Source organism: Cognataquiflexum rubidum, assembly GCF_022538115.1.
GTDB classification, from domain to species: domain Bacteria; phylum Bacteroidota; class Bacteroidia; order Cytophagales; family Cyclobacteriaceae; genus Cognataquiflexum; species Cognataquiflexum rubidum.
In genome coordinates this window covers 12731-37125 of sequence record NZ_JAKZAL010000006.1, presented here as the reverse complement: position 1 = coordinate 37125, position 24395 = coordinate 12731, and the positions used below count along the sequence as shown (strand labels likewise).

The 24395-nt window shown below is 42.0% G+C and carries 20 protein-coding genes; 11 read left to right on the top strand and 9 right to left on the bottom strand.

The genetic code is table 11. The features are described 5' to 3' along the window. Nucleotides 1–173 precede the first annotated feature (173 nt). The 4 genes from aspS (at nucleotide 174) to MMU05_RS08360 (ending at nucleotide 6553) form a co-directional block, all read left to right on the top strand. Complete coding sequence (gene aspS / locus MMU05_RS08375; RefSeq protein WP_241141228.1) at nucleotides 174–1934, top strand: aspartate--tRNA ligase; 1761 nt, start codon at nucleotides 174–176, stop codon at nucleotides 1932–1934. 17 nt (nucleotides 1935–1951) lie between these two features. After that, nucleotides 1952–2233 (top strand): hypothetical protein, encoded by a 282-nt coding sequence (locus MMU05_RS08370; RefSeq protein WP_241141227.1) that lies wholly within the window; start codon nucleotides 1952–1954, stop codon nucleotides 2231–2233. A 192-nt stretch (nucleotides 2234–2425) separates the two neighbouring features. Then, nucleotides 2426–5308: an outer membrane beta-barrel protein gene (locus tag MMU05_RS08365; RefSeq protein WP_241141226.1), complete on the top strand. Its 2883-nt coding sequence runs from the start codon at nucleotides 2426–2428 to the stop codon at nucleotides 5306–5308. A gap of 216 nt (nucleotides 5309–5524) precedes the next feature. Continuing rightward, nucleotides 5525–6553: a phenylalanine--tRNA ligase subunit alpha gene (locus MMU05_RS08360; RefSeq protein WP_241141225.1), complete on the top strand. Its 1029-nt coding sequence runs from the start codon at nucleotides 5525–5527 to the stop codon at nucleotides 6551–6553. A 34-nt stretch (nucleotides 6554–6587) separates the two neighbouring features. Here MMU05_RS08360 and MMU05_RS08355 read toward each other — a convergent pair whose 3' ends face one another. The 4 genes from MMU05_RS08355 to MMU05_RS08340 all read right to left on the bottom strand — a co-directional run bounded on the left by MMU05_RS08355 (nucleotide 6588) and on the right by MMU05_RS08340 (nucleotide 8743). Then, a complete protein-coding gene (locus MMU05_RS08355) occupies nucleotides 6588–7352 on the bottom strand; it encodes a phosphoglycerol geranylgeranyltransferase (protein WP_113926011.1) in 765 nt (254 codons plus the stop codon). Continuing rightward, nucleotides 7342–7716 carry a hypothetical protein gene (locus MMU05_RS08350; protein WP_241141224.1) on the bottom strand — a complete coding sequence of 125 codons (375 nt, stop codon included), beginning with the start codon at nucleotides 7714–7716 and terminating at the stop codon, nucleotides 7342–7344. Before MMU05_RS08350 ends, MMU05_RS08355 begins: the two co-directional genes overlap by 11 nt. Beyond that, a complete protein-coding gene (locus MMU05_RS08345; protein ID WP_241141223.1) occupies nucleotides 7706–8065 on the bottom strand; it encodes a phage holin family protein in 360 nt (119 codons plus the stop codon). Before MMU05_RS08345 ends, MMU05_RS08350 begins: the two co-directional genes overlap by 11 nt. Nucleotides 8066–8146: 81 nt before the next feature. After that, complete coding sequence (locus MMU05_RS08340) at nucleotides 8147–8743, bottom strand: YkgJ family cysteine cluster protein (protein WP_241141222.1); 597 nt, start codon at nucleotides 8741–8743, stop codon at nucleotides 8147–8149. Nucleotides 8744–8928: 185 nt separating this feature from the next. Between MMU05_RS08340 and MMU05_RS08335 the strand changes: the two genes are divergently transcribed. From MMU05_RS08335 to MMU05_RS08305, 7 genes are all read left to right on the top strand, one after another. Continuing rightward, the gene (locus MMU05_RS08335) at nucleotides 8929–9663 is read left to right on the top strand and encodes an LOG family protein (protein WP_241141221.1); all 735 of its coding nucleotides are present in this window, start codon (nucleotides 8929–8931) and stop codon (nucleotides 9661–9663) included. Nucleotides 9664–9665: 2 nt separating this feature from the next. After that, nucleotides 9666–10613, top strand: coding sequence for a lytic transglycosylase domain-containing protein (locus MMU05_RS08330; protein WP_241141220.1), 948 nt, complete (start codon nucleotides 9666–9668; stop codon nucleotides 10611–10613). Between the two features lie 69 nt (nucleotides 10614–10682). Further along, complete coding sequence (locus MMU05_RS08325; protein ID WP_241141219.1) at nucleotides 10683–12515, top strand: DUF748 domain-containing protein; 1833 nt, start codon at nucleotides 10683–10685, stop codon at nucleotides 12513–12515. Nucleotides 12516–12680: 165 nt separating this feature from the next. Beyond that, entirely contained in the window at nucleotides 12681–15512 is a 2832-nt protein-coding gene (gene uvrA / locus MMU05_RS08320; protein ID WP_241141218.1) for an excinuclease ABC subunit UvrA, read from the top strand. Nucleotides 15513–15605: 93 nt separating this feature from the next. Continuing rightward, a complete protein-coding gene (locus tag MMU05_RS08315) occupies nucleotides 15606–16658 on the top strand; it encodes a sensor histidine kinase (RefSeq protein ID WP_241141217.1) in 1053 nt (350 codons plus the stop codon). Between the two features lie 12 nt (nucleotides 16659–16670). Beyond that, complete coding sequence (locus tag MMU05_RS08310) at nucleotides 16671–17405, top strand: LytR/AlgR family response regulator transcription factor (protein WP_113926004.1); 735 nt, start codon at nucleotides 16671–16673, stop codon at nucleotides 17403–17405. 144 nt (nucleotides 17406–17549) lie between these two features. Then, nucleotides 17550–18305: a LytR/AlgR family response regulator transcription factor gene (locus MMU05_RS08305; RefSeq protein ID WP_241141216.1), complete on the top strand. Its 756-nt coding sequence runs from the start codon at nucleotides 17550–17552 to the stop codon at nucleotides 18303–18305. A 72-nt stretch (nucleotides 18306–18377) separates the two neighbouring features. Here the strand turns inward: MMU05_RS08305 and MMU05_RS08300 are convergent, their stop codons facing one another. The 5 genes from MMU05_RS08300 to MMU05_RS08280 all read right to left on the bottom strand — a co-directional run bounded on the left by MMU05_RS08300 (nucleotide 18378) and on the right by MMU05_RS08280 (nucleotide 24310). After that, nucleotides 18378–18734, bottom strand: a complete 357-nt coding sequence (locus tag MMU05_RS08300; RefSeq protein WP_241141215.1) for a hypothetical protein — start codon at nucleotides 18732–18734, stop codon at nucleotides 18378–18380. A gap of 293 nt (nucleotides 18735–19027) precedes the next feature. Continuing rightward, the gene (locus MMU05_RS08295; protein WP_241141214.1) at nucleotides 19028–20374 is read right to left on the bottom strand and encodes a PhoH family protein; all 1347 of its coding nucleotides are present in this window, start codon (nucleotides 20372–20374) and stop codon (nucleotides 19028–19030) included. Nucleotides 20375–20919: 545 nt separating this feature from the next. After that, entirely contained in the window at nucleotides 20920–22596 is a 1677-nt protein-coding gene (locus MMU05_RS08290; protein WP_241141213.1) for a PQQ-dependent sugar dehydrogenase, read from the bottom strand. A 213-nt stretch (nucleotides 22597–22809) separates the two neighbouring features. Then, nucleotides 22810–23367, bottom strand: a complete 558-nt coding sequence (locus MMU05_RS08285; protein WP_241141212.1) for a hypothetical protein — start codon at nucleotides 23365–23367, stop codon at nucleotides 22810–22812. A 154-nt stretch (nucleotides 23368–23521) separates the two neighbouring features. Beyond that, nucleotides 23522–24310, bottom strand: a complete 789-nt coding sequence (locus MMU05_RS08280; protein ID WP_241141211.1) for a hypothetical protein — start codon at nucleotides 24308–24310, stop codon at nucleotides 23522–23524. Nucleotides 24311–24395: the final 85 nt, after the last annotated feature.

Below are 24395 nucleotides of genomic sequence, written 5' to 3'. Positions count from 1 at the left end.
TATTTCATATAATTGACATTTTTTTGTTTTTCATGTCCCTGATATTGTAGAAAATCCAACCAAACATCAGTTTTTTTACCAAATAAAAAGTTTTTTCAAACTTCTTCCTCATTTTAGAATTGTCCCCAAGCTTTGTTTATCTTTGTCCACTTCAAAAAATACCATTCATTATCATGCTTAGAACACATACTTGCGGAGAATTAAGGATACAAGATGTACATCAAAAAGTAAGCCTTTCGGGTTGGGTGCAGCGGGTCAGGAATAAAGGAGGCTTGATATGGGTAGACTTAAGAGACCGATATGGGGTAACCCAACTGATTTTTGAAGAGGGATCTTCCGACAAATCACTTTTGGAAAAAGCAGCTTCCTTGGGAAGGGAATTTGTGGTGCTTGCAAAAGGAACTGTTCTGGAAAGGACTTCCAAAAATGATAAAATGAGTACCGGAGATATTGAAATCAAGGTGGAATCCCTCGAGATTTTGAACCCATCCAAAGTTCCTCCCTTTATCATCGAGGACGAAACAGACGGCGGCGATGAATTGAGAATGAAATACCGATACCTTGACTTACGGAGAAATGTAGTGAGGGAAAAACTCCAACTCCGCCACCGCATGATGCAGGAGACAAGGAAATATATGGATGCTCAGGATTTTATTGAGGTGGAAACTCCTGTTTTGATCAAATCAACTCCCGAAGGAGCAAGGGATTTTGTTGTTCCAAGCCGCGTCAATCCGGGAGAATTTTATGCTTTGCCACAATCTCCACAGACTTTCAAGCAACTGTTGATGGTCAGTGGTTTTGATAGGTATTTTCAGATCGTCAAATGTTTCCGAGACGAGGATTTGAGGGCGGACAGACAGCCTGAGTTTACACAGATTGACTGCGAAATGTCTTTTGTAAGTCAGGAAGATATCCTGAATACTTTTGAAGGCTTGACAAAACATCTTTTCGCAAATGTGAAAGGGGTAAAATTGGAAGAAGTCAAAAGAATGACTTATGCCGAAGCAATGAGCGGTTATGGCAATGACAAACCGGATTTGAGGTTTGATATGAAATTTGTAGAACTCAATGACGTCGCTCAGGGAAAAGGTTTTTCCATTTTTGATCAGGCAGAGCTTGTCGTAGGGATTTGTGCTAAAGGCGCAGGCGAATACACCAGAAAGCAACTTGATGAATTGACCAATTGGGTCAAAAGACCACAGATCGGAGCCAAAGGATTGGTTTATGTCAAATGCAACGAAGACGGAACTTTCAAGTCAACTGTAGATAAATTCTATTCCAATGAGGATCTGAAAGCTTGGGCAGAAAAAATGGGTGCTGAGGCCGGTGACCTGATTTTGGTTTTGAGTGGTGATGCCAAATCCGTTAGAAAACAACTATCAGAACTCAGGTTGAAAATGGGTGAAGAACTCGGACTGAGGGATAGAAATGTGTTCAAGCCGCTTTGGGTGGTTGACTTTCCACTGCTTGAATGGGATGAGGAGACCAATAGATACCATGCCATGCACCATCCATTTACTTCTCCAAAAAAAGAAGATATTCCGCTTCTCGAAACTGATCCGGGTGCCGTTAGGGCAAATGCCTATGACCTTGTCATCAATGGTGTCGAAATCGGAGGCGGATCAATTCGAATCCATGACAGGTCGACACAGCAACTGATGTTCAAGCATCTTGGTTTTTCGGATGCAGAAGCGCAGAAACAATTTGGATTTTTGATGGAAGCGTTTGAGTTTGGAGCACCGCCACACGGAGGGATTGCCTTTGGATTTGACAGGCTTTGCGCCATTTTTGGTGGATCAGATTCCATCAGGGATTATATTGCCTTCCCAAAAAACAACTCCGGCAGGGATGTCATGATCGACACCCCAAGCACCATATCTGATGAACAGCTGACAGAACTTTCGATCAAAGTCGCTTTGGCCGAGAAAAAATAAAACTCAAAAAATCCCGGTTGAAAGATCGGGATTTTTTATTTATTTTGATTTTTACAGAAATCAAACAAACACTTCCAAAAAGTTTATATGATATGAAACCACAATTTGTAACAGACGACCACGGAAAAAAACTTGCCGTCATTCTTCCCATCAATGATTATAATAGGATGATGAATGAGCTTGATGAGCTTGAAGATATTAAACTCTATGATGTTGCCAAAAAAAGTGACCAAAAATTCATAGATGCAGAACAGGCGTTTAAGGAAATCGATAAAAAACGCGCAGTAGAACAAATGTGATGTAAGCTTAGCTCCTGTAGGTTTGTACTAAAAACAGTAAAATTTTTCTTTTCCCCTATCCATCAAAATCCCAATCTTAAGGAATCTAATACCCATTTAACATTAATTTTTTCCACTCACAATTTAACCTACTGACCGCTTAAACTTTTTGACTTACTCCAATGTCTAACCTGAGATAATAATTTATTTCCCATGAAGATTTCTACTTTCAAAATATTTTTCATTTGCTTGTTTTTTGTTTATTCCTTTGATTCCCAAGCCCAAAGACCGGAAGGAAGAACGCAGGACCTCATATTGAAAGGTCGCGTCATCGAAGGTGCCACAAAAGAACCGATGATCGGTGCCAATGTGGTTATCAAGACTATAACCGATTCTGTTTTGGTCAATACAGTCACCGGGGCGGATGGGACTTTTGAAATCAGTCGTCCAAGAATCCCTTCAGTGCTGATCGAGGTCACATTTTTGGGGTTTGTTAAAATCAGTAAAACCCACAACAGAGGTGACGGTTTGGATTTGGGAACCTTGGTCTTAATTGAGGACAGCAAGCTCCTCGGTGAAGTAGTGATCGAAGGACAGGTAGTCGTTGGTGAAGTAAAAGGAGATACGACATCATTCAATGCCAATGCTTTTAGGACAAGGGAAAATGCAGATGCCGAAGAACTTGTCCGAAAACTTCCAGGCGTGACCATTCAAAACGGTGAGATTCAGGCAAAAGGAGAGCAGGTCCAAAAAGTGTTGGTTGATGGTCGTGAGTTTTTTGGTAATGATCCGTTCATGGCCTTGAGAAATTTACCTGCTGATGTCATTGATCGGGTGGAAATTCTAGACCAAAGGTCAGACCAATCGAGGCTCACGGGGTTTGACGATGGCAATTACTCGAGGACCATCAATATCGTGACCCGACCAGACAAAAACACAGGACAGTTTGGGAGATTGTACGCGGGTGCGGGTACCCAAGACAGGTACGCTGCAGGAGGCAATTTCAATTATTTCAAGGGAAACAAAAGGATCTCGCTTATAGGATTGTTCAATAACATCAACCAACAAAACTTCTCTTCCCAAGACCTTGTGGGCGTAAGCAGTGCAAGTCAAGGAGGCGGCAACCGTGGAGGCGGCGGAGGTGGTGGAGGTCGTCCTGGGGGTCAAGGTTGGGGTGGTGGAAACAACAACTTCCTCGTGGGTCAGGATCAGGGAATCATTACCACAAACAGCGTTGGTTTGAATTACAGTGATAAATTTGGTAAAAAAATCAATTTCACAGGAAGCTATTTCTTTAATTCCACCAAGAATAATTTGTTCAAACTGACTAATCGGGAAATTATTTTGTCCGAAACTACAAGACAGTTTTATGAAGAAAGTTTGCTCAATACCATCAAAAACAACAACCACCGGATCAACGGTAGGATAGAATATGACATCGATCCAAAAAACGCCATCATCATTACTCCCTCTCTCAATTTCCAGAGTAACAACACTTACAATGACCGCGATGGATTGAATCTTTCAGGAACTTTAGACCCTTTGAGTAGTGCAAAGACAATATCTGATGCCACCACAGATGGCTATAATCTTGCCAATAATTTTGTGTATAGGTACAGGTTTGACAAAAAAGGCAGGACAATTTCCACCACCATCTTTACTGCGTGGACCAAAAGAGACCAGCTTTCTGACCTCATTGCTGCAAATAGGGATTTTATCCGGGATATCCGTGATACCATCAACCAGGAAACTTTTGGGCTTTCCGATGGCTTCAATTACCGTGCAACCCTTCAATTTACTGAACCGGTCACAGAAAAATCCCTATTGACCATGTCCTACCAAGTGGGCAATAACAAAACCACTTCTGACCAAAAGACCTTCAGTTTGGTACCGGAAGCAGGTATCATGGTCTTGGATACAGCCTTGAGTAACCAGTTCAACAACAAATTTATTGTCCAAAGACCAAGTATCGGATACAGCTATAACCTCAAGTCATGGAATATCAATGCCAATTTGGATTACCAATATGCCGTGCAGGACAATGAAAGCTTCTTTCCGAGGGAAGAACTTTTCAACCGCTCCTTCAGCAATTTTCTTCCGGGCTTGAACGCCAATTATAGAAACCAGGCAAAAGGGACTTCCTTCAGGTTGCGTTACAGGACAAATACCCAAGAACCTAGCGTCAATCAGCTTCAGAATGTGATCAACAACCAAAACCCCTTGCAGCTTTCTGTCGGTAATCCAAACCTTGGTCAGTCCTTCAGTCACAATGCCTTTATCAATTATTCCAAAATCAACATAGCGAAATCGAAAACCTTCTTCACCTTCCTTTCTTTGAACCTGACTGAGGATTTTATAGGTACCAATACTTTTGTGGCCCAAACAGACACATTGATCAACAACCAAGTTCTCTTAAAACCAGGTGGGCAGATCAGCCGTCCAGAAAATTTCTCAGGCAACTTCAGGTCCCGATTATTTGTCACTTATGGTACTCCGATCAAAAGCTGGAAATCCCAGTTCAATCTGAATTCATCTGTTTCCTACAACAGAACTCCGGGTATGATCAATGGCCAGAAAAACGCGAATGACAACATTGATTTGAGCCAAGGATTGACTTTGACAAGTAACATCAGCAAAGACCTGGATTTTTCTCTTTCTACAACAGGGATATATACCATTGTTAACAGCAGTTTGCAGGCTAATCTGGACCAAAACTACTACATCCAGTCTTCCAATTTCAGGTTCTACTATTCTCCCAACAATGGAAAATTATTTATCTCCAATGTAATCAACAACTCCCTTTACAGAGGACTTTCCCCGACTTTGGATCAGTCAGTTTGGCTGTGGAATATTGAAGCCGGATACAGGTTTATGAAAGACAACAAAGCAGAATTGAAATTGACGGTGTTTGATTTACTCAACCAGAACAATGCCATAGGCAGAACTGTATCGGACGTGGCCATTGAAGATACCTTCACACGGGTTTTGACAAGATATGCCTTATTTACCTTTTCATATAATATCGGAAACTTCAAACCCCAGGCTGCAAATCCTAACCAAGGTATGCCGGGAGGAGGCGGAGGAAGGACTTGGTAAAAAAGAAAGAGACCCTATCAAAGGTCTCTTTTCTTTTTTTGAAATTTTGTAGGTGGGTAGATAATTCTCAACGCTTTTCAACTTTTTTAAAGGGACACTTTTTTTTGGAAAGTAAACAAATAAAGAGAGGATGATCCATCAGGATTTTGACTTCCAAAAAAAGTGCATTTCCCATCATTTGTTTTAGATTTGTGACTCTGAAAAATTGAACAAAACATGCATCAGGAAAAAATAGAAGCCATCAAATCCGCCATCTCTGCAGCCGAAGCCGGTAACGAGGAGGAGTTGGAGGCTTACAGGATGAAATTCATCAGCAAGAAAAGTGTGGTTGGGGAGCTTTTTGCCGAAATGAGAAATATTCCAAATGAACAAAAAAAGGAATATGGGCAGTTGGTCAATGAAGTCAAGCAAATGGCTGATGAGAAATTTCAGGAGCTGATCGATCAGGTTAACCAAGCCAAGAAACAAACCAAGTCCTTTGATCAGGACCTGACTTTACCTGCCACCAATATTGCTGCAGGCGGGATCCATCCTTTGACAGCCACCAGACAGCGGATCATCGAGATATTCGAAAGAATCGGTTTTAACCTTTCTGAAGGGCCTGAGATAGAAGACGATTGGCATAATTTTACGGCCTTGAATTTTCCCGAAAACCATCCGGCCAGGGAAATGCAGGATACATTTTTCTTGGAAAAAAATCCTGATGTGGCCTTGAGAACACACACTTCCTCCGTGCAGGTGCGTGTCATGGAAAACCAAAAGCCGCCCATCAGGACGCTTTCACCGGGAAGGGTTTACAGGAACGAGGCGATTTCTGCACGCGCTCATTGTATTTTCCATCAGGTAGAAGGATTATATGTGGATGAAAATGTGGGTTTCGCTGACTTGAAAAACACACTTTACCATTTTGCCAAAGAGATGTTTGGCAAGGAAACCAAAGTAAGGTTCAGACCATCTTTCTTCCCATTTACAGAACCAAGTGCGGAGATTGATATCAGTTGCCTGATTTGCGGTGGCAAAGGATGCAACGTCTGCAAAGGTTCAGGATGGGTCGAAATTGGTGGTTCGGGAATGGTGGATCCCAATGTTCTTGAAAATTGTGGCATTGATTCCAAAAAATATACAGGCTTTGCTTTCGGAATGGGAATAGAGCGAATTGCGATGCTCAAATACCAGATCAAAGACCTACGGTTATTTACTGAAAATGATGTGAGATTCCTCCGGCAATTCCGGCCAATGCTTTAGAAAAAGCGCTTTCCGACAAAACGGGGAGCGCTTTTTAATTGGATAAAATTCTGAAAGATTCCAGGTAAGTTGCTGCTTCACGGACAAGCTGAAGGTTTTTGCCTGCCCCATTTCCCAATACGACAAGGTCTGCACCGGATTCGAAGGCTGTCCGGATTTTTTCTACAGAATTGAGCCCCCCACCAACCATCAGAGGGGATTTGATTTTTTTCTTTACAGCCTTGATGAGTTCAGAAGATACGGGATGGGGCGCCCCACTTCCTGCATCAAGATAAAAATATTGCAATCCCAAAAAATGCCCCGCCAATGCCGTCGCCACCGCCAATTCGGGATGGTGGTTTGGAAGCGGAATCGTCTGGCTGATATAATGAACGCTTGTAGTCTGCCCGCCATCCACCAGCATATAGCCCGTGGGAAGCACTTCGACTTGGCTTTTGTCCAAAATAGGGGCCACACTCACATGCTGTCCGATGAGCAAATCCGGATTTCTCCCCGAAATAAGAGAAAGAAAAAGAATAGCATCTGCCAAAGGTGAAAACTGAAGGGAGTTTCCCGGGAAAATCACTACAGGAATTTGCTCGGTAATACTTTTGATAAATCTGATGATTTCGCCAACTGTATTTTGTTGGATCAGACTGCCTCCCAAAAAGAAAAAATCTATTTTCAGCTCAACCGCCTCTCTGACTTGTTCTTCAAATAGCAATGGCGAATGGATATCGTCGGGATCAATAAGCCACGCAAGCCCTTTGCGGCCTGAATCTGTCAATTCCCTGAGCTTCAGGCTTACTTTATTTTGCATCCTCCCCAGATTTGATTTTCGGTTCGTTAAGCCTATTCATCAATTGGTCTCTCCCATAACTGACGGCGATCGGAAGAAGAGCTGCACCTATCCTTGCCATGAAACCTGGCTGGGTTTTTTGGGTAAGCTTTGATTTGATTTCTTCATCCAGAAGCCCTTCCCTTTCCAAGGTTTCGAGTACCTTTTTTGTCTTTTTATTCTTTTTGCTACTTAAGACCCTATAGGCCGCGTAAGCCACCACAGCACCTGCCAAGACGGCTCCGCCGATTTTGATATAATCTTCAGATTCTTTTTTCGCAATGTCCAATTGCATCTTGAGGGTCTGTTCAAGTTCCTCAGCTTTTCGGCTCAAATCATTCTTCATTGTCTACCCTCTTTTTTGCTCTGAAAACAAAGGCCTTGATCACCTCCTGAAAACCCCTGACGAGTGTCCTTGAGTCTTTGAGGAAGTAAAGTAAAACCAATATAAGTACATAAATCAAGGCCACATACATAAAGCCTTTGAAAGGGGAACGCATCAAGTCGCTCAGGTAAAAAGCAAAAGAAAAACTCGCAAAAAACAGGACCAATACCGAAACAGTACCCATGACTATCAGCAAAAATAACCGGGCCATCAAAGTAGAAATCTGCTCGTTGATTTCATCTTTGACAAGTTGCACCCTCACATCAATGAGTTGCTTGATCGTTTGTATGATTTCAGAAACATTCAGCATAATTGGTATTTTTGGAAGCTCAAATAGATTTTTTAATTATTTACAATATACGTTAAAAAGTGCATTTCAGAAACTTTCAGCTTATTCTGACACTTCACTTCCTTCATAATATTTGAATCTCAAAACCGACTCCAATGCCTTTTGGATAGCTTGGTTGATCGGCATCTGATCGGAAGTCAACTGAAAGTCAATGTTGTACAGGCGCGAATAGGCGTCGCTGCTCAAAGGAACAGACATCCCTTCATTTACAGACAGCGAGGCAGCTTCGTATTGTTCTTTTTTGGCTTCTTTAATTTTCTTACAGGTAATGATCTCTTTTTTGTCTTCCTTATTTTTTCGAGCGGAGGAGCCAAAAAGCCTGCATATCATTCCTCTGTTTTGATAATCAGAACAAAATCCCATGGCAGCATCGGAAGAGGTTGCCTTGTAGATGATACAATAATCCTGCCCATTCTTGGACTCCAAGAGTTCCAAGGCCTTCTCAGCTTTTCCTTTTTCAAATAAATCGAAGGCCAAGGGCAAAAACTCCAAAATGGAGGCGCTGACTTTTGGATTGGAGCAGCAAAACCCACAACCTGAAATACAGCCTATCTGACTGGCATCGATAAAATCCTTGATTTGGGCATCCAATTCTTCAAATACCTTTCTCACTTCCTGTGACTTCTGTTGAAGATTCATGTTCCCGATTTTTAAAGCCTGCGAAAGTAAAAAGAGTTATGTATCAAAACAATAGCACTCAACGAATCATTCCTGAGTTTTGGGTTTAATGCATTTATTGGAGCTTGTTTTCTATTCCAATCCATTAAATCTTATATTTAATCGCCTAATTTGGTAACCGGGCGGAACAACCTAAATGAAAAGTAATGAGCAGCAGATTTGACAATTTTGAGGAAAAGAGAGAAGAAAAAATCCGAAAAGCCTTTAAAGAGCGTGATTGGAACGAAATAAAAAGCGCGGATTCATGGGCTATTTTTAAGGTAATCGCCGAGTTTGTCGAAGGCTTTGAAAAACTGTCCAAAATAGGTCCCTGCGTGTCAGTATTCGGGTCTGCGAGAACTCCGTCTGATAATCCATATTATATCATGGCAGAAGAAATATCCGCCAAACTCGTACGCCATGGCTATGGTGTGATTACCGGTGGCGGGCCCGGAATCATGGAAGCGGCCAACAAAGGTGCGAGTTCTGAAAACGGAAAGTCTGTCGGGCTCTGCATCAAACTTCCTTTTGAGGCCAAAGGAAACATCTACATCGATCCTGATAAAATGATCATGTTTGATTATTTCTTTGTCAGAAAAGTCATGTTTACAAAATATTCTCAGGGATTTGTCGTACTACCTGGAGGGTTTGGAACATTGGATGAGCTTTTCGAAGCATTCACCCTGATCCAAACCATCAAAATAGGGAGATTCCCCATTGTCTTGGTAGGGAGGACATTTTGGGAAGGTCTAATTGACTGGATCAAAAATACCCTGCTTGAAAAATACAAGTACATCAGTGAAGAAGACCTCAACTTATTTTATCTGGTTGATGATGCTTCAGAAGCCGTGAAAGTCATCGATGACTTTTACAGCAAATATTTACTCACCCCGAATTATTGATTTTGAGACGATACCACCTTTTTATTATTTATACCCTGATTGCGGGACTTTTGGCCTGGAATCTTTTTCTGCAGTTTGGGAAAAAACCCGAAAATCCAAACACCGAAGAAGTCCTTGTCCGGTCGGCTGAAGGAGAACAGTTCCGTATCAGCATTCCGGAGGCAAAAGTAAGGCTTTTTGAAATTCCTGAAAAACTGACTTTTGCTGATGAACCCGTTCCTATGGAACAGGTGGACGTTTTAGAACGATTTGAAAGGGAGATTTACGTCAATGTTTATTGGCAGTCCAATATGATCCTCCTGATGAAAAGGGCAGGTAAATACTTGCCGACTATTGAGAAAATCCTTCGGGAACAAGGCGTTCCGGACGATTTCAAATACCTGGCAATGACCGAATCAGGCTTGATGAATGTTGTTTCTCCTGCCGGTGCACGTGGATTTTGGCAGATTATGCCCGGGACTGCCAAGGATTACAAACTGGAGGTAAGCGATGACGTGGATGAAAGGTACCACCTCGAAAAATCAACATTGGCAGCCTGCAAGTACCTGAAGTCTGCCTACAGCAAATTTGGAAACTGGACTTCTGTCGCTGCAAGCTACAATATCGGAATCACCGGAATCAGAAAACGAAAGGAAGAACAAAACCAAAGCAATTACTACAACCTCTACCTTGTGGAGGAGACAAGCAGGTATCTTTTTAGGATCTTGGCTTTTAAGGAAATTTTTGAGAACCCGGGAAAATATGGATTTGAACTATCGGAAAAGGACAAGTATAAACAACCGCTTTTCAGGGATTTGAAAGTAAACCAATCGATAAATAGCTTAGCCAATTGGGCTATCCAGCACAACAGCAACTATAAAGAATTGAAGATCCATAATCCTTGGCTCAGGTCACAAAAACTTAAAATCAAAAAAGATCAGGATTATATCATCAAGCTTCCCCTAGACTGACTTATTTTAAAATAAAATTCAATTTGATTGTTAATTTTTCAATAACTTAACTCAGTTTATACCCCCAAAATGAAAAAACTGTTAATTATTCTGAGTGTTCTGATAGTTATTGGGTTTATAGCTTTTTTAAGCCTACCAATTCTGATCAATAAGTATTTGAACAGCAATGCTGACCGGCTGGTTTCTAACATGATTACTCGGACTAGCAGTTTTGGGGAACATGAAGTAACGTTTGGTGAGATTGTGTTGAATTATGACTATTCAGGCACTTTTCTCAAAATCAAAAATATCCGCGTCACTCCATCGGAAAGTCTTGGAAAAGACATGATCGCAGTCAACCTGACAGTGGACCATATAGACCTGACAGGTTTCCAATGGTTCCCATTTTTATTCCGGAATACGATTACGGTGGACTCGGCCTTATTAGACAATATCAACATTATTTCTTCCACTCCGCCATGGGATTCCCTTTTTTCGGAACCCAGAAAACCCAAACAGAAGAAAGGAAAAGACTATGACCTGATCGAAGTCAAAAACTTCAGATTGAAAGATTTTTCGGTAGAAATAAAAAATAACGTGTATGACTCCGTGAGAATTTCTTTGGTAAATATGAATGTGAATGCCAGGGAATTTAAACTGACCAAAGAAGATATTGAGGACCCCAAATCACTTTTCGATGTGGAGATGATTCATGGAAGTATCGAAAAGGCACAATTTCACTTTGACAAATTTCGTCAGTCTACTCTGGTGGAGGATATTGTCTTTGATACCAAAACAAAAAAAATGTCCATCGGTTACATCGGCCTGCATAATAAAATGGACCGATACGCCTACACGGCGCTTTTTCCTGAGCGCCAAAGCTGGATTGACATCAGCAAAGCAAAGATGGAATTGGGCGGGGTCAATTTTGGGAGTTATTTCAAAAAGGGAATCGTCGAAGTGGATACCCTTATTTCCGACGGCCTTCATTTGGAACTTTTTGTTGATAAAAGAAAAAAAGAGGACCTCAAAAAACGACCCCAGATGATCCACAAAGTCATGGAAAATCTCAAACAAATATTCCATATTGAGCACCTGTTTCTAAATAATTCCTACATCAAAATCGAAGAAAGACCGGACAATGCGGCACCCCGGTCCGCCTATTTGTTTTTCTCTGATATCAATGCCCACATCACCAATGTCTCCAATTATGTGGAACGGAGAGGAAAAAACAGGACGCTGGAATTGGATCTTACAGCCAAGCTGATGGGAGAAGGACCGCTATCCGCCAATGTCAGATTTGATCTCGAAAACCCCGATGGGAAATTTACCCTCAAGGGTACCTTGGGTAAAATTAACCTCCGGTCATTGAATACCATGATAGAGCCCGAGGCCAAAATCGGACTGAAATCCGGCACCATCAGCAGGATGGATTTTAATATTCTAGCCAATGATTACGATGGTTCGGGAGAACTGATCATCAGGTATGAAAACCTTGAAGTGGAATTACTAAACAAAGATTACAAAGCCGATGAACAAATTCTCAGAAAAATCGGAGCATTTTTGGCCAATAAGGTTGTCATCAAATCCAACAATCCCAACAAAAAAGGAGAAGTCAAAAAAGGGAATGTCTATTTCATCAGAGAAACCCACAAATCCGTGTTTGCGTATTGGTGGAAGTTGATTTTCTCTGGAATGAAATCTACCCTGACGGGGGAAAGTATGGAAGAAATGAAGCGGAAAGCATTGGAAAAAAAGAAATCCCAAAGCCAAACCGACGGCACCGTTGCCAAAACCCCGAGCAGTCAAACGGATGATAAAAAATCATCCAAAAAAGAGGCAAGAGAAGAAAAAAAGCAGGAAAGAAAAACGCAAAGGGAAGAGAGAAAAGCAGTTAAAAATGATACTATCCCTAGTTATTGATTTAATTAAAAAGGCGATGATTAGGCTTCTGAAACAAAATCCTGTTCCCAATATTTTTTAAGTAAACCATAATCCGGTATTCGGGGTTTTACGATAGGATTCAACTGGGAATCCCCCCCATAAATTCGTACTTTTGCGAGCTTGAATAAAATGCAAAATCCCTCCATGTCAGAACTGTCAGTAGAGAAAAAAGAAGAATTTATCGAAATTTTTGGAGCTAGGGAACACAACCTGAAAAACATCGATATTAATATTCCGAGGAATAAATTAGTGGTCATTACCGGATTGAGCGGAAGTGGTAAGAGTTCACTCGCCTTTGATACCATCTATGCGGAGGGACAGCGGCGGTATATGGAAAGCTTCTCTGCTTACGCCCGTTCTTTCCTGGGTGGCATGGAGAGACCGGACGTGGACAAAATAAACGGGCTTTCGCCAGTCATTTCCATTGAGCAAAAAACGACTTCTAAAAATCCCAGGTCCACAGTAGGCACGGTCACTGAGATTTATGATTTTATGAGATTGCTCTATGCAAGAGCCGGAGAAGCATATTCCTACCTGACTGGACAGAAAATGATCCGTCAGACCGAAGACCAGATCATCGAGCAGTTATTTGACAAATTCAAAAACCAAAAACTGTACATCCTTGCCCCGATTGTAAAAGGTCGAAAAGGACATTACCGAGAGCTTTTTGAACAGATCCGAAAAATGGGTTTTTCGAAAGTCAGAATAGACGGAGTGGTCATGGATGTGGTGCCCAAGATGCAGGTGGACCGATACAAGATCCATGATATCGAAATCGTCATCGACAGGATTGTCGCTGAAGAAGAAGACAGATTCCGCATCAGCCAATCCCTCAAAACCGGACTTCAACATGGCAAAGGCGTCATCATGCTCCGGGATGAAAAAGGAGATATCCACCATTTTTCCAAGTTCTTGATGGATCCTGTCACAGGACTGTCCTACGATGAACCGGCCCCAAACAGCTTTTCCTTCAACAGCCCTTATGGGGCATGCCCCACCTGCAACGGGCTCGGGGTCATCGAAGAAATTACCATCGAAAATATCATTCCCGACCGGAGCCTGAGTATCAGCAGGGGAGGAATCGCCCCCTTGGGGGAATATCGGGATGTATGGATTTTCAAAAAAGTGGAAGCCATCCTGAAGCATTACAAATGCAGCATTACCACACCGATAGAAAACCTTCCCGAGGAAGTCATTTATATTTTACTCTATGGGGACAAAATCGAAGTGGCTGTAGAATCGGTCAAATACCATGGCACGGAGTGGAATACCACTTTTGAAGGAATTGTAAATTTCCTTCAAAAGCAGCAGGAAGGCGGTACTGAAAAAATCCTGGATTGGGTCAATGAATTCACCACTTCCAAAACCTGCCCTGACTGTAACGGGTACAGGCTAAAGAAAGAAGCCCTTCATTTCAAGATTGATGAAAAGCACATCGGCGAGCTTTCCATGATGGATATCACGGCTTTGGGCAGTTGGTTTGAGGGATTGGAAAGCAGGATGTCCGACAGGCAGCAGATCATCGGCAAGGAGGTTTTGAAAGAAATCAGAAAGCGGATCGGATTCCTTTTGGATATAGGATTGGATTACCTTTCATTAAACAGGCCTTTGCGAACCCTGTCAGGAGGAGAAGCACAGCGTATCCGCCTTGCCACACAGATCGGCACCCAATTGGTGGGTGTTTTGTATATTTTAGATGAACCGAGCATCGGGCTTCACCAAAGGGACAATGTTAAATTGATCAAGGCCCTTCAGGACCTCCGGGATTTGGGTAACTCTGTCCTCGTCGTGGAGCATGACAAAGACATGATGTTGCTTTCTGACTATGTGGTGGACATCGGACCCGGCGCAGGGAGACATGGCGGCCAAATCGTAGCGGCAGGTACGCCGGATGAGTTTTTGAAAATTAGAAGCGTGACGGGTAAATACCTCACCGGGGAGCTTTCCATCAAAGTGCCATCCGAAAGAAGGAAAGGAAGTGGCAACTTCCTTGAACTGAAAGGTGCCAAAGGCAATAACCTGAAAAATGTAACCCTCAAAATCCCTTTGGGAACCATGTCCTGTGTCACGGGAGTTTCGGGTAGCGGAAAAAGTTCTTTGATCCATGAGACTTTGTTCCCGATTTTGAACCAACATTTTTACAACTCAAAAAAGGAACCCTTGGCATACGATTCAGTCGATGGATTGAAGCACCTTGACAAAGTCATAGAAGTCGACCAATCTCCAATAGGTAGGACCCCAAGGTCCAATCCTGCGACTTATACCGGAGTATTTTCTGATATCAGAACCTTATTTACAGAACTACCCGAGTCCAAAATCAGGGGATACAAACCCGGAAGGTTCAGCTTTAATGTCAAAGGAGGAAGATGCGAAGATTGCGAAGGTGCAGGCATGAAGCTGATTGAAATGGACTTCCTGCCTGATGTACATATTCCTTGTGAGACATGTAAAGGCAAGCGGTACAACAGGGAAACTTTGGAAGTGAGATTCAAAGGAAAATCCATTTCGGACGTCCTTGACATGACTGTAGAGCAGGCTGTAGAATTTTTTGAAAACCAGCCAAAAATACTCAGGCGAATCCAGACCCTCAATGACGTCGGACTTGGATACATCACCTTGGGACAACATGCGACCACACTTTCGGGCGGGGAAGCACAGCGGGTCAAACTTGCCACCGAGCTATCCAAAAAAGATACCGGGAAGACATTCTACATCTTGGATGAGCCTACGACAGGACTTCATTTTCAAGACATTGAACATTTATTGGAGGTATTGAACAGGCTGGTGGAAAAAGGGAATACCGTTCTCATCATTGAGCATAACATGGATGTGATCAAAATGGCAGACTACGTGGTAGACATTGGTTTGGAAGGAGGCGAAAAAGGAGGGAACATCATCGCTGAAGGAACTCCCGAAAAAATCGCACAGAATAATAAGAGCTTCACAGCAAAATTTCTGAGGGATGAATTGAACTGATAGAAGCATATGACCTCCAAAGGCCTTGATTTTACCTATCAATAAAAAACAATGAATGCATTAAGCGGTCATGTCTATATTTGATCTAAGGCCATGAATAGGACGAGATTATATTGGTTATTTCAGATTTTGGGTTGGTCAGGATATGCTTTGATCAACCTTTTCTTTGTGTCTTTGGACCGAAGAATCACTCCTGTACAGATTGGCGCATACTCTTCCCTGGCGGCGTTTTACTTTTTATCTACACATGCTTTCCGCTACGCGATCAAAAAATACGGTTGGCTGAATTTTGAATTTCCAAAGTTACTTTCCAATACCCTGCTTACTTTGGGCTTGTTGAGTATATTGAATACCATTGCGCAGATCATCATTAGCTGGGCATTTGGGACACTCAATCCGGAAACTGAATTCAGGTTGATATTGATCTCGGGCAATATTTTTGTCAGTTTTCTTTTCTATTCACTTTGGAGCATGGTGTATTTCCTTTTCCATTTTTTGGATAGCTATAACCAATCACTGAAATACCAGGCAAAAATCAACGAAATACAGCTCAACCACCTCAAAAGCCAGCTTAACCCGCATTTTATATTCAATGCACTCAATAGTGTAAGGGCTTTGGTGGACGAAGATCCGGCCAAAGCAAAATTGGCCATCACCCAACTGTCCAATATTCTCAGATTTTCACTCATGATGGATAAAAAGCGAACCATCGACTTTGAAAATGAAATCAATACTGTAAAAGATTACCTTAACTTGGAGACCATCCGGTTTGAAGAAAGACTTCAGGTCAAATACAATATCGAACCTTCGGCTTTTGATTATAAAATCCCTCCGATGATGTTGCAGACGATCGTCGAAAACGCCATCAAACACGGGATTTCAAACAGGGTCAAAGGAGGTTTGGTCGAAATCAATTGCAAAGAGGGAATCACAGATGACCTGATCATCCAAGTCAAAAACAGCGGACAACTGAAAAGCAACGGCGTAGGCAGAAAAAAAGAAAGAGAAGGTCATGGCATCAACAATACCGTACAGCGGTTGAAGCTGATTTATGGCGACAGAGCCTCATTTAAGATATTCAATTCAGAAAGTGATTTTGTAATTACCGAAATAAAAATTCCAAAACAAAACCCTACATTAGGTTAAAAATACAATAAGATGAGAGCACTTGTAATAGACGACGAAAGACTGGCAAGGAAAGAACTGATCAACTTGCTTTCCCAATATGACCAAGTTGAGATAGTCGGCGAAGCCAATAACGTGGATGATGCCAAAGAAAAAATCGAAACACTTGCCCCGGATGTAGTTTTTCTCGATATCCAGATGCCTGAAAAAACAGGATTTGATTTATTGGAAGAATTAGACAACGTACCCCATGTGATATTTACCACTGCATACGACGAATATGCGATCAAAGCATTTCAGGTCAATGCCCTGGATTATCTATTGAAACCTATCGAACCAAAACGATTAGGCGAAGCCATTGAGCGCTTATTGAAAAAACTGAATGAAAACCAGGACAAATCAGAAGAAGCAGGTGCTTTTGCAGGGAGAAAACTTACCTTGGATGACCAGGTATTTGTCAAGGACGGAGACCGATGCTGGTTTGTAAAGTTATCCAATGTGAGGCTTTTTGAATCAGACGGCAATTACATCAAAGTTTATTTTGATAATTTTAAGCCGATGATACACAAATCACTCAATGCTTTGGATGAAAGACTGAGTGAAAAATCATTTTTCAGAGCAAGCAGAAAACATATCATCAACCTCAGTTGGGTAGAGGCGATCGAGCCCTGGTTCAACGGCGGATTGGTAGTCACCCTCAAAGGTGGCGACAGGATAGAGGTCAGCAGAAGGCAGGCAGCAAGATTCAAGGATATGATGAGCTTATAAAAATGATGAATGGATTATTGGAAAAATTTGAAATAAATATTGATTGTGAAAACTATAATTTGTAAATAGTCACTCATATTATTTTCACCAACACAAAAATCCATTTAATAATAATTATACCGTATTATTTCCCGAAAAAACTATATGAAAGAGGAAAGAATTCTGATCGTCGAAGATGATGTAAACATAGCCGAAAACATTGAAGAGATTTTAGAACTTTTAGGTTACGTCAACATTGACATCGCAAACTCCGCCAACCAAGCCATTAAAGTCGTCAAAAAATACAGACCTGATTTGGTATTTATGGATATCAAACTCAAGGGGGACAAAGACGGTATCGAATTGGGAGAAATCATCAAGCAGATGGTGGACGCCCCTTTGGTCTATGTGACTTCTTACAGTGATCCTACCATCATTGAAAGAGCCAAAAGAATCAATCCTGCAGGCTTTATAGTAAAACCCTTCAACACCAATGATATCCATGCCATAGTGGAAATCGTTCTTTACAACAAAAGGACAAAACCTGCTGCCGAAGCGGTCACTGTAAGGGCCAAGGACGAAAGCCCTTATCTTGTAGCAGACGCCGTATTTATCAAGGCAGACAATGCATATGAAAGAGTTCCTTACGAGGAAATCTACTATGTCGAAGCCAATGGCAATATGGTCACCATCTACACCAAAGCACGCAACTTTACCATCAGAAAATCCATGAAGGATATGGAAGAAAAGCTTCCGCCACACCTTTTCCTGAGGGTCCAAAAGTCGTTTATCGTGCAGCTTGCACAAATTGAAAGCTTCAACACCAAAGACATCAATCTAAAAATGGGTGCTGTGGTGCAAGTCGGAAGGCAATACTACAACAGCTTCCTTGCGAAGTTGAATACAATTACTGAAAGTTAATCTTCAGGTAAAACTAAAAAAGGTGAGCAAGACTCACCTTTTTTTTTTCGAAAAACCAAACAATCAACTAAACTATCTTACAAGGTAAAATTCGCGACTTCCTGAGGCTGTTACGAATAATCCTTTATCAAAAGATTCTTTAAATTTTTTCTTTATTTCTTCTCTGTCTCCGTAAAATTCCGCAACCACCTCACCGTATTTATTGATGATAGTGATAGTCGGAAGTTCTTTCAGGTCAGAAAGATCCAATTCAAATTCTTGGATAACATTCTCCTGAACTTCTCCCAATCCTATGTTATATTCCATTGGGATTACCTCGTTGATTTGATCAACTTTCGCCTCAGCCTTTGCGGCCCACAAGATTGTCAATGCCATCATTAATCCTAAAAAGGCACAAACTGTTTTTTGAGTTAAAATAGTTGGTTTCATTTTCTTTAATTTTTATTGTACTGTGTAAGGTTTGTTTCTTTTCCTGTGTTCGTTGCTACAGGTATTGGTCATATGCCAAATTCTGATCCCAATTTTATAAAGTATTGTATTTCAATAGGTTAATCATTCTATAGCGCAGTTCAGGTGTACGCTGGCGAACACATCATTTTCTTTTCCGATACAGTTGGATAACACGAAATGGTTGAATATTGGTTGCAAAAAAAACCGCTAAAAAATAAAAAAACCGATAGAATTCGAAATATTCTATCGGTTTATCAAAAATTCATTAATGATTACAGAAGATCATTTGCCAAATTGGCTAATTCCGATCTTTCCCCCTTTTCTAACTTGATATGGGCATATAATGGATGGTCTTTTACCCGATCTATCAAATAAGATAAACCATTACTCTGACTGTCGAGATAAGGTGTATCGATCTGGAAGATATCTCCGGTAAAAATGATCTTGGTATTTTCCCCGGCACGGCTGATGATTGTCTTTATTTCATGTGGTGTGAGGTTTTGCGCTTCATCCACGATAAAGAAAATATTGGAAAGTGACCTTCCTCTGATATAGGCCAAAGGTTGGATAACCAATTTCTCCTGATTTACCAATTCCGTGATTTTTTGAAACTCCTTATCCGACTCCTTGAACTGGTTTTGGATAAACTTCAGGTTGTCCCAAAGGGGTTCCATATAGGGATTGAGCTTGGATTTGATATCGCCCGGAAGGTAGCCGATGTCCTTATTGCTCAGGGGAACAATAGGTCTTGCCAGGAAAATCTGCTTGTAATCCCTTCTTTGCTCCAATGCACCCGCAAGTGCCAAAAGCGTTTTCCCTGTTCCTGCCACACCTTGGATGGAGACAAGTTTGATCCTCGGATTCAAGATCGCATGCAAAGCAAAAGCCTGCTCGGCATTTTTTGGTTTGATGTTATAGGCGAGTTTCTTATCTACCCTTTCGAGCATATTATCCTCGGAGTTGTAGTAGGCCAACACAGAGTTTTTCTCACTTTTGAGGATGTAGAAGGCGTTGGCTTTCCGCTTTTTGGTACCCAAAACCAACTTTGCCTCGACGGAATGGTTTTCATACAGCCTGTTGATAAGGTCCGGTTCTATCCCTTCAAGGATATATTTTCCGGTGTTTTCAAGCTCTGAAAGGTTTTTGATTTTCCCCGTCTCATAATCCTCCGCGTGGATGTCAAGAGATTTTGCCTTGAGGCGGAGGTTGATGTCTTTGCTAACCAGGATTACCTTTCTGCCTTTTTCCATTTGCTGACAATGGAGTGCGGCATTGAGGATTTTGTGGTCGTTTTTTTCTTCACCAAAGATGAGGTTGGCATTGATATTATTGTCGGGATTCATCAATACCCTAAAATATCCTTTGGTCTTCCCGTTGAGTGGCGTCCAGTTGTGGATCATGTTGTCTTTGGCCAGCCCGTCGAGCAGCCTGATGAATTCGCGGGCCTCAAAGTTTTTGGTGTCATTTCCCTTTTTGAACTGATCGAGCTCCTCCAAAACAGTAATCGGGATGACCACATCATGCTCAGCGAAGTTCATGATGGAGTTGTGTGCGTATAGGATCACCGAAGTATCCAATACAAAGATTTTACGGTCTTTATCGGATTTAGCTCTAGGCATAGGTTAATAATTTACTAGGTTTTTGTTAGTAAAAAGATAGAGAAATAAAAAATAGATTACCATTGTATCAATAGAAAATAAGATTGTTTACAAAAAGGAAAATCTTAGACTGTTGATTTTCAGGGGGAAAAGTTTGTATAACAGTGCAAAAGATAATATGGCAATCCATGCTGTCCTCCCAACCCAAAAACCCAATTGGTTTTTTCAAATCGTCTGCTAAAATATTCAATTGTAAACCTCAGGAAAAACCTCTATTTACAGATGAATATCAATTAATGTGTTGATATGCTTTCTTATTAGTAAGGGATTACTTTCAGAATGGTCTCGTCCGCGATAATTATCGGGATCGACCACCGGAATATATTGATGTTGGGGGGTTGGGGGAAATGCGGCAAAGCCGCATTTCCCCCAACCCCCTATGATATCACGGTACCAGTCCACCGAGCTTGCCGAGGTGGAGAAAAATGTTGTTTATCTTCTGGAGTAAAAGTGGTTAGTAAATATCAATTCATATCCACTAGTATCAACAAATATCAATATCATTCTCAATTCAATATCCTATAAACCTTCCCATCCGCTTTGGTCAAAATGTAAACCTGGCCTGACTTATCCTGACCGAATTTCAAATCCACCCTTGGCTTGCCACATAATTCCTGAAGGCCTTTTTCCTTTCCATTGACCTTGATGCCGACCTTTTGGATTTTGGGATTCGATTCATTCAGGTCAGATACGAAGACCTTTCCGGAGGGAACATCCCCAAAAAGGAATTTGCCTTTGAAGATCCCCGAACTTGGAAAATACCCTGCAATGATTGCCAAGCCTTCGTCATGGTCAAATTGTAAAAACGGGTAAGTGGCTCCGATTTCCGCATCGTCCGCAGGCAAGGCAAAGACCTTGTCCATATCTCCCTGAGCATTGATGACAAAGCTGCCTTCCCGTATCGGCCAACCATAAAACTTTCCCGCCTCGATTACATTGAGTTCTTCTATGTTTTTGTGGCCGATTTCTGAAGCCATCATCCTTCCCCTTAGATCCCAAAAAATTCGGTTTGGATTTCGGAAACCATAAGCAAAGACTTCCTCTGCTTTGTCCGATTGCCCGACAAATGGATTTTCTTTTGGGATGCCGTATTTTCCGTTTTTACTGTTTTTCCCTTTCGGGTCTATCCTGAGAATGCTGCTCCAAACAGCACTGCCTTTGTGATCAGAAATAAAGTCGAATCCATTTTCGGCGCTGCCGCCATCACCGATACCGATATATAGTAGGCCGTAATCTTCCTCTCCTTTTTTGGCATGTGGATTAAAGGCAATTTCCTGCATGCCGTGGATCTGGGTGACGACATTTACCCGGAGGAGCTCCCGGCTTTCGCCGACAAATGATTTTGAGGAGGGATTAGCTGTTTTCCATTCGGTTAAGACCCACTGCATCGTCACTTTGATGCTGTCGGCATAGGCAAAATCCGCCGTCTTGGAACCCGGTTTCTCGGTATGGGAAGTATAGAGCAATCCATTGTCGACATATTCGGGATGAAAGGCATAGCTGCCAAATCCTGTAGCCAATCCCGGTTTGGATACAAAATCCGGCCTAAGGGCTCTCAGGTCAAAGAATACCTGGGGCTTTCCATTGACCAACTCGTACATTTTCCCATGCTGATCCTGCACAAAAAGCCTCCCTGAAATAGGTTCACTTTCCATTTTGGTGATTTTGGCCAAAGGTGAAATGGAATCGGAGGCGGGGATTTGGGTGAAAAATTCCAATTCCAAAAACAATCCCGAATCCTTTGTTTTCTCAGGAATCGGGTCTGCTAAGGCTTCGCCCTCTGCCAATGCTACAGCAGCCACAGGCCCAAAAGAATGCATGTAACTCAACAAAGCCTCTATTTCCGCCTCAGAAAGTAAAGGGAAGGCAGGCATCAGGACTTTATATTCCTCCATTAATATTTTGGTTCGCTGATCTCCGTTATCCAAGAGCTGTTGTGGATTTTTGATAAAGGATTTGAGCCAATCAGCCTCGATTTGGGAAGTCAGGCCGCTGAGATTGGGGCCAATGGTCTTTTGGGTGAAGTTGTGACAGGAAGTACAGTTTTGCTCAAACAAGGACTTGCCAAGGGCTATTTGTTCCACATCCGTACTGATATCCTGGCCAAAAGGGTGGTTACTTTTGCTATTGCATCCAATGATCAGTAGGAAACCTAAAGCAATGGAAAGGGCTTGTTTTTTCATCAAAACATGTCTTGGGATTACCTTAAACCTATAAAATTTTAGGCAGGATTAAAAAAAAAATTATGGGGATTCAATGGCTTCCATCATCAAACGCCAAACACCACCTGTGCTGTGTGGAATTTGCGAAAAGTGATCGGGGTAATTTGAAATTCACCCAGTCTTACCACCAATCGTTAAACTGCTCTCAGATAGGGATAAGAGTTTTTCCCTTTATCAAAACCAGAAACCGTATTTTATATAAGCTGCACTTATATTTTCTCCTTGGTTGATTCCTAGGGTAACCATATGCTTGCCCTGAAAAGTATTGGAAAGGCCTAGGCAAATAGCTCCTGATACCTCACTTAACTCTCTACCATTTATTCTTTCAGAACTCTGCATTATTCCCGGCATAATTACCAAAGAAGGGTTCCAATTTCTATTGGGCAAGACATTGATCCTCAGACCCGCCGCCAAACCAATTCCGGAACTTTTTTGGGAAGATCCTGACATAAAAGATTCTCCCGAGTTGCTGTCAAAGAAAAGCATGGATTCAATTTGGAGCACTTTATCTGTACGGATCGCATAGTGGAAAGAAAAACTTGGGCCAAGCGCGTCGTCGAGGAGACTGCTGTTTATTCCCCCATGAATACCCAAACTTCTCGGCTTGGTTTCTTGCTGCGCAAAGTTTTGGGTGCTCAATAAAAAGAAAAATAAAACAAGAGTTTGCTTCAAGATGGACGGAAAAAAAGCTACGTAATTTCTTTCAGATTTCTGATGGATTTTAATTATCATAATTGTCTTTTGATGTGGTGAAGTGGATTCTTAGTCACTCAAAAACTTTAGACTAAGATGGTACCCCAATTAAAGATAAGTGGATTTTTTATTCCTTGGAAGTAGGATTGAAAATCAAATTTCCGACTTTGGAATGGAAAAAAGGCTTCCATCATCAAACGCCAAACACCACCTGTGCTTTGTAACGTTTACCAAAAAGGTGACCGAGTTCGGTAAAAAGGTTAGTGAGTTCACCAAAAAGGTGAACTGGGTGAGTAAAAAGGTCAGTGAGTTCACCTCCGAGGCGAACCAGTTCAGCAGAAAGGTCAGTGAATTCAGCAAAAAGGTCAGTGAGTTCGCCTCCGAGGCGACCGAGTTTAGCAAAAAGGTCAGTGAGTTCACCTTTGAGGCGACCGAGTTTAGCAAAAAGGTGAGTGAGTTCACCAAAAAGGTGACCGAATTCAGCAAAAAGGTCAGTGAGTTCACCAAAAAGGTGACCGAGTTCACCAAAAAGGTCAGTGAGTTCACCTCCGAGGCGAATTAGTTTAGCAAAAATGTCAGTGAGTTCACCAAAAAGGCGCCTGAGTTCACCAAAAAGGCGCCTGAGTTCGGCAAAAAGGTGACCGAGTTCAGCAAAACGGTCAGTGAGTTCACCTCCGAGGCGAACTAGTTTAGCAAAAAGGTGAACTGGGTGAGTAAAAAGGTCAGTGAGTTCAGCTCCGAGGCGAACTAGTTTAGCAAAAAGGTCAGTGAGTTCACCTCTTAGGCGACCGAGTTCAGCAAAAAGGTCAGTGAGTTCACCTCCGAGGAGAACTAGTTTAGCAAAAAGGTGAGTGAGTTCACCAAAAAGGTGACCGAGTTCGGTAAAAAGGTGAGTGAGTTCACATCTGAAGTGGGAGGGGGTACTTCCGAAGTACCCCCTCCCACTTCGGAAGTACCCACTTGGAGGAAAATAGTTCGACACCCTTAGGGGTCGGGAGCATATTCTTGGTTGTTTTGATCCACGGGCTGCTGCCCGCGGCTATTGATAGGTTTGACCCCGTTCGGGG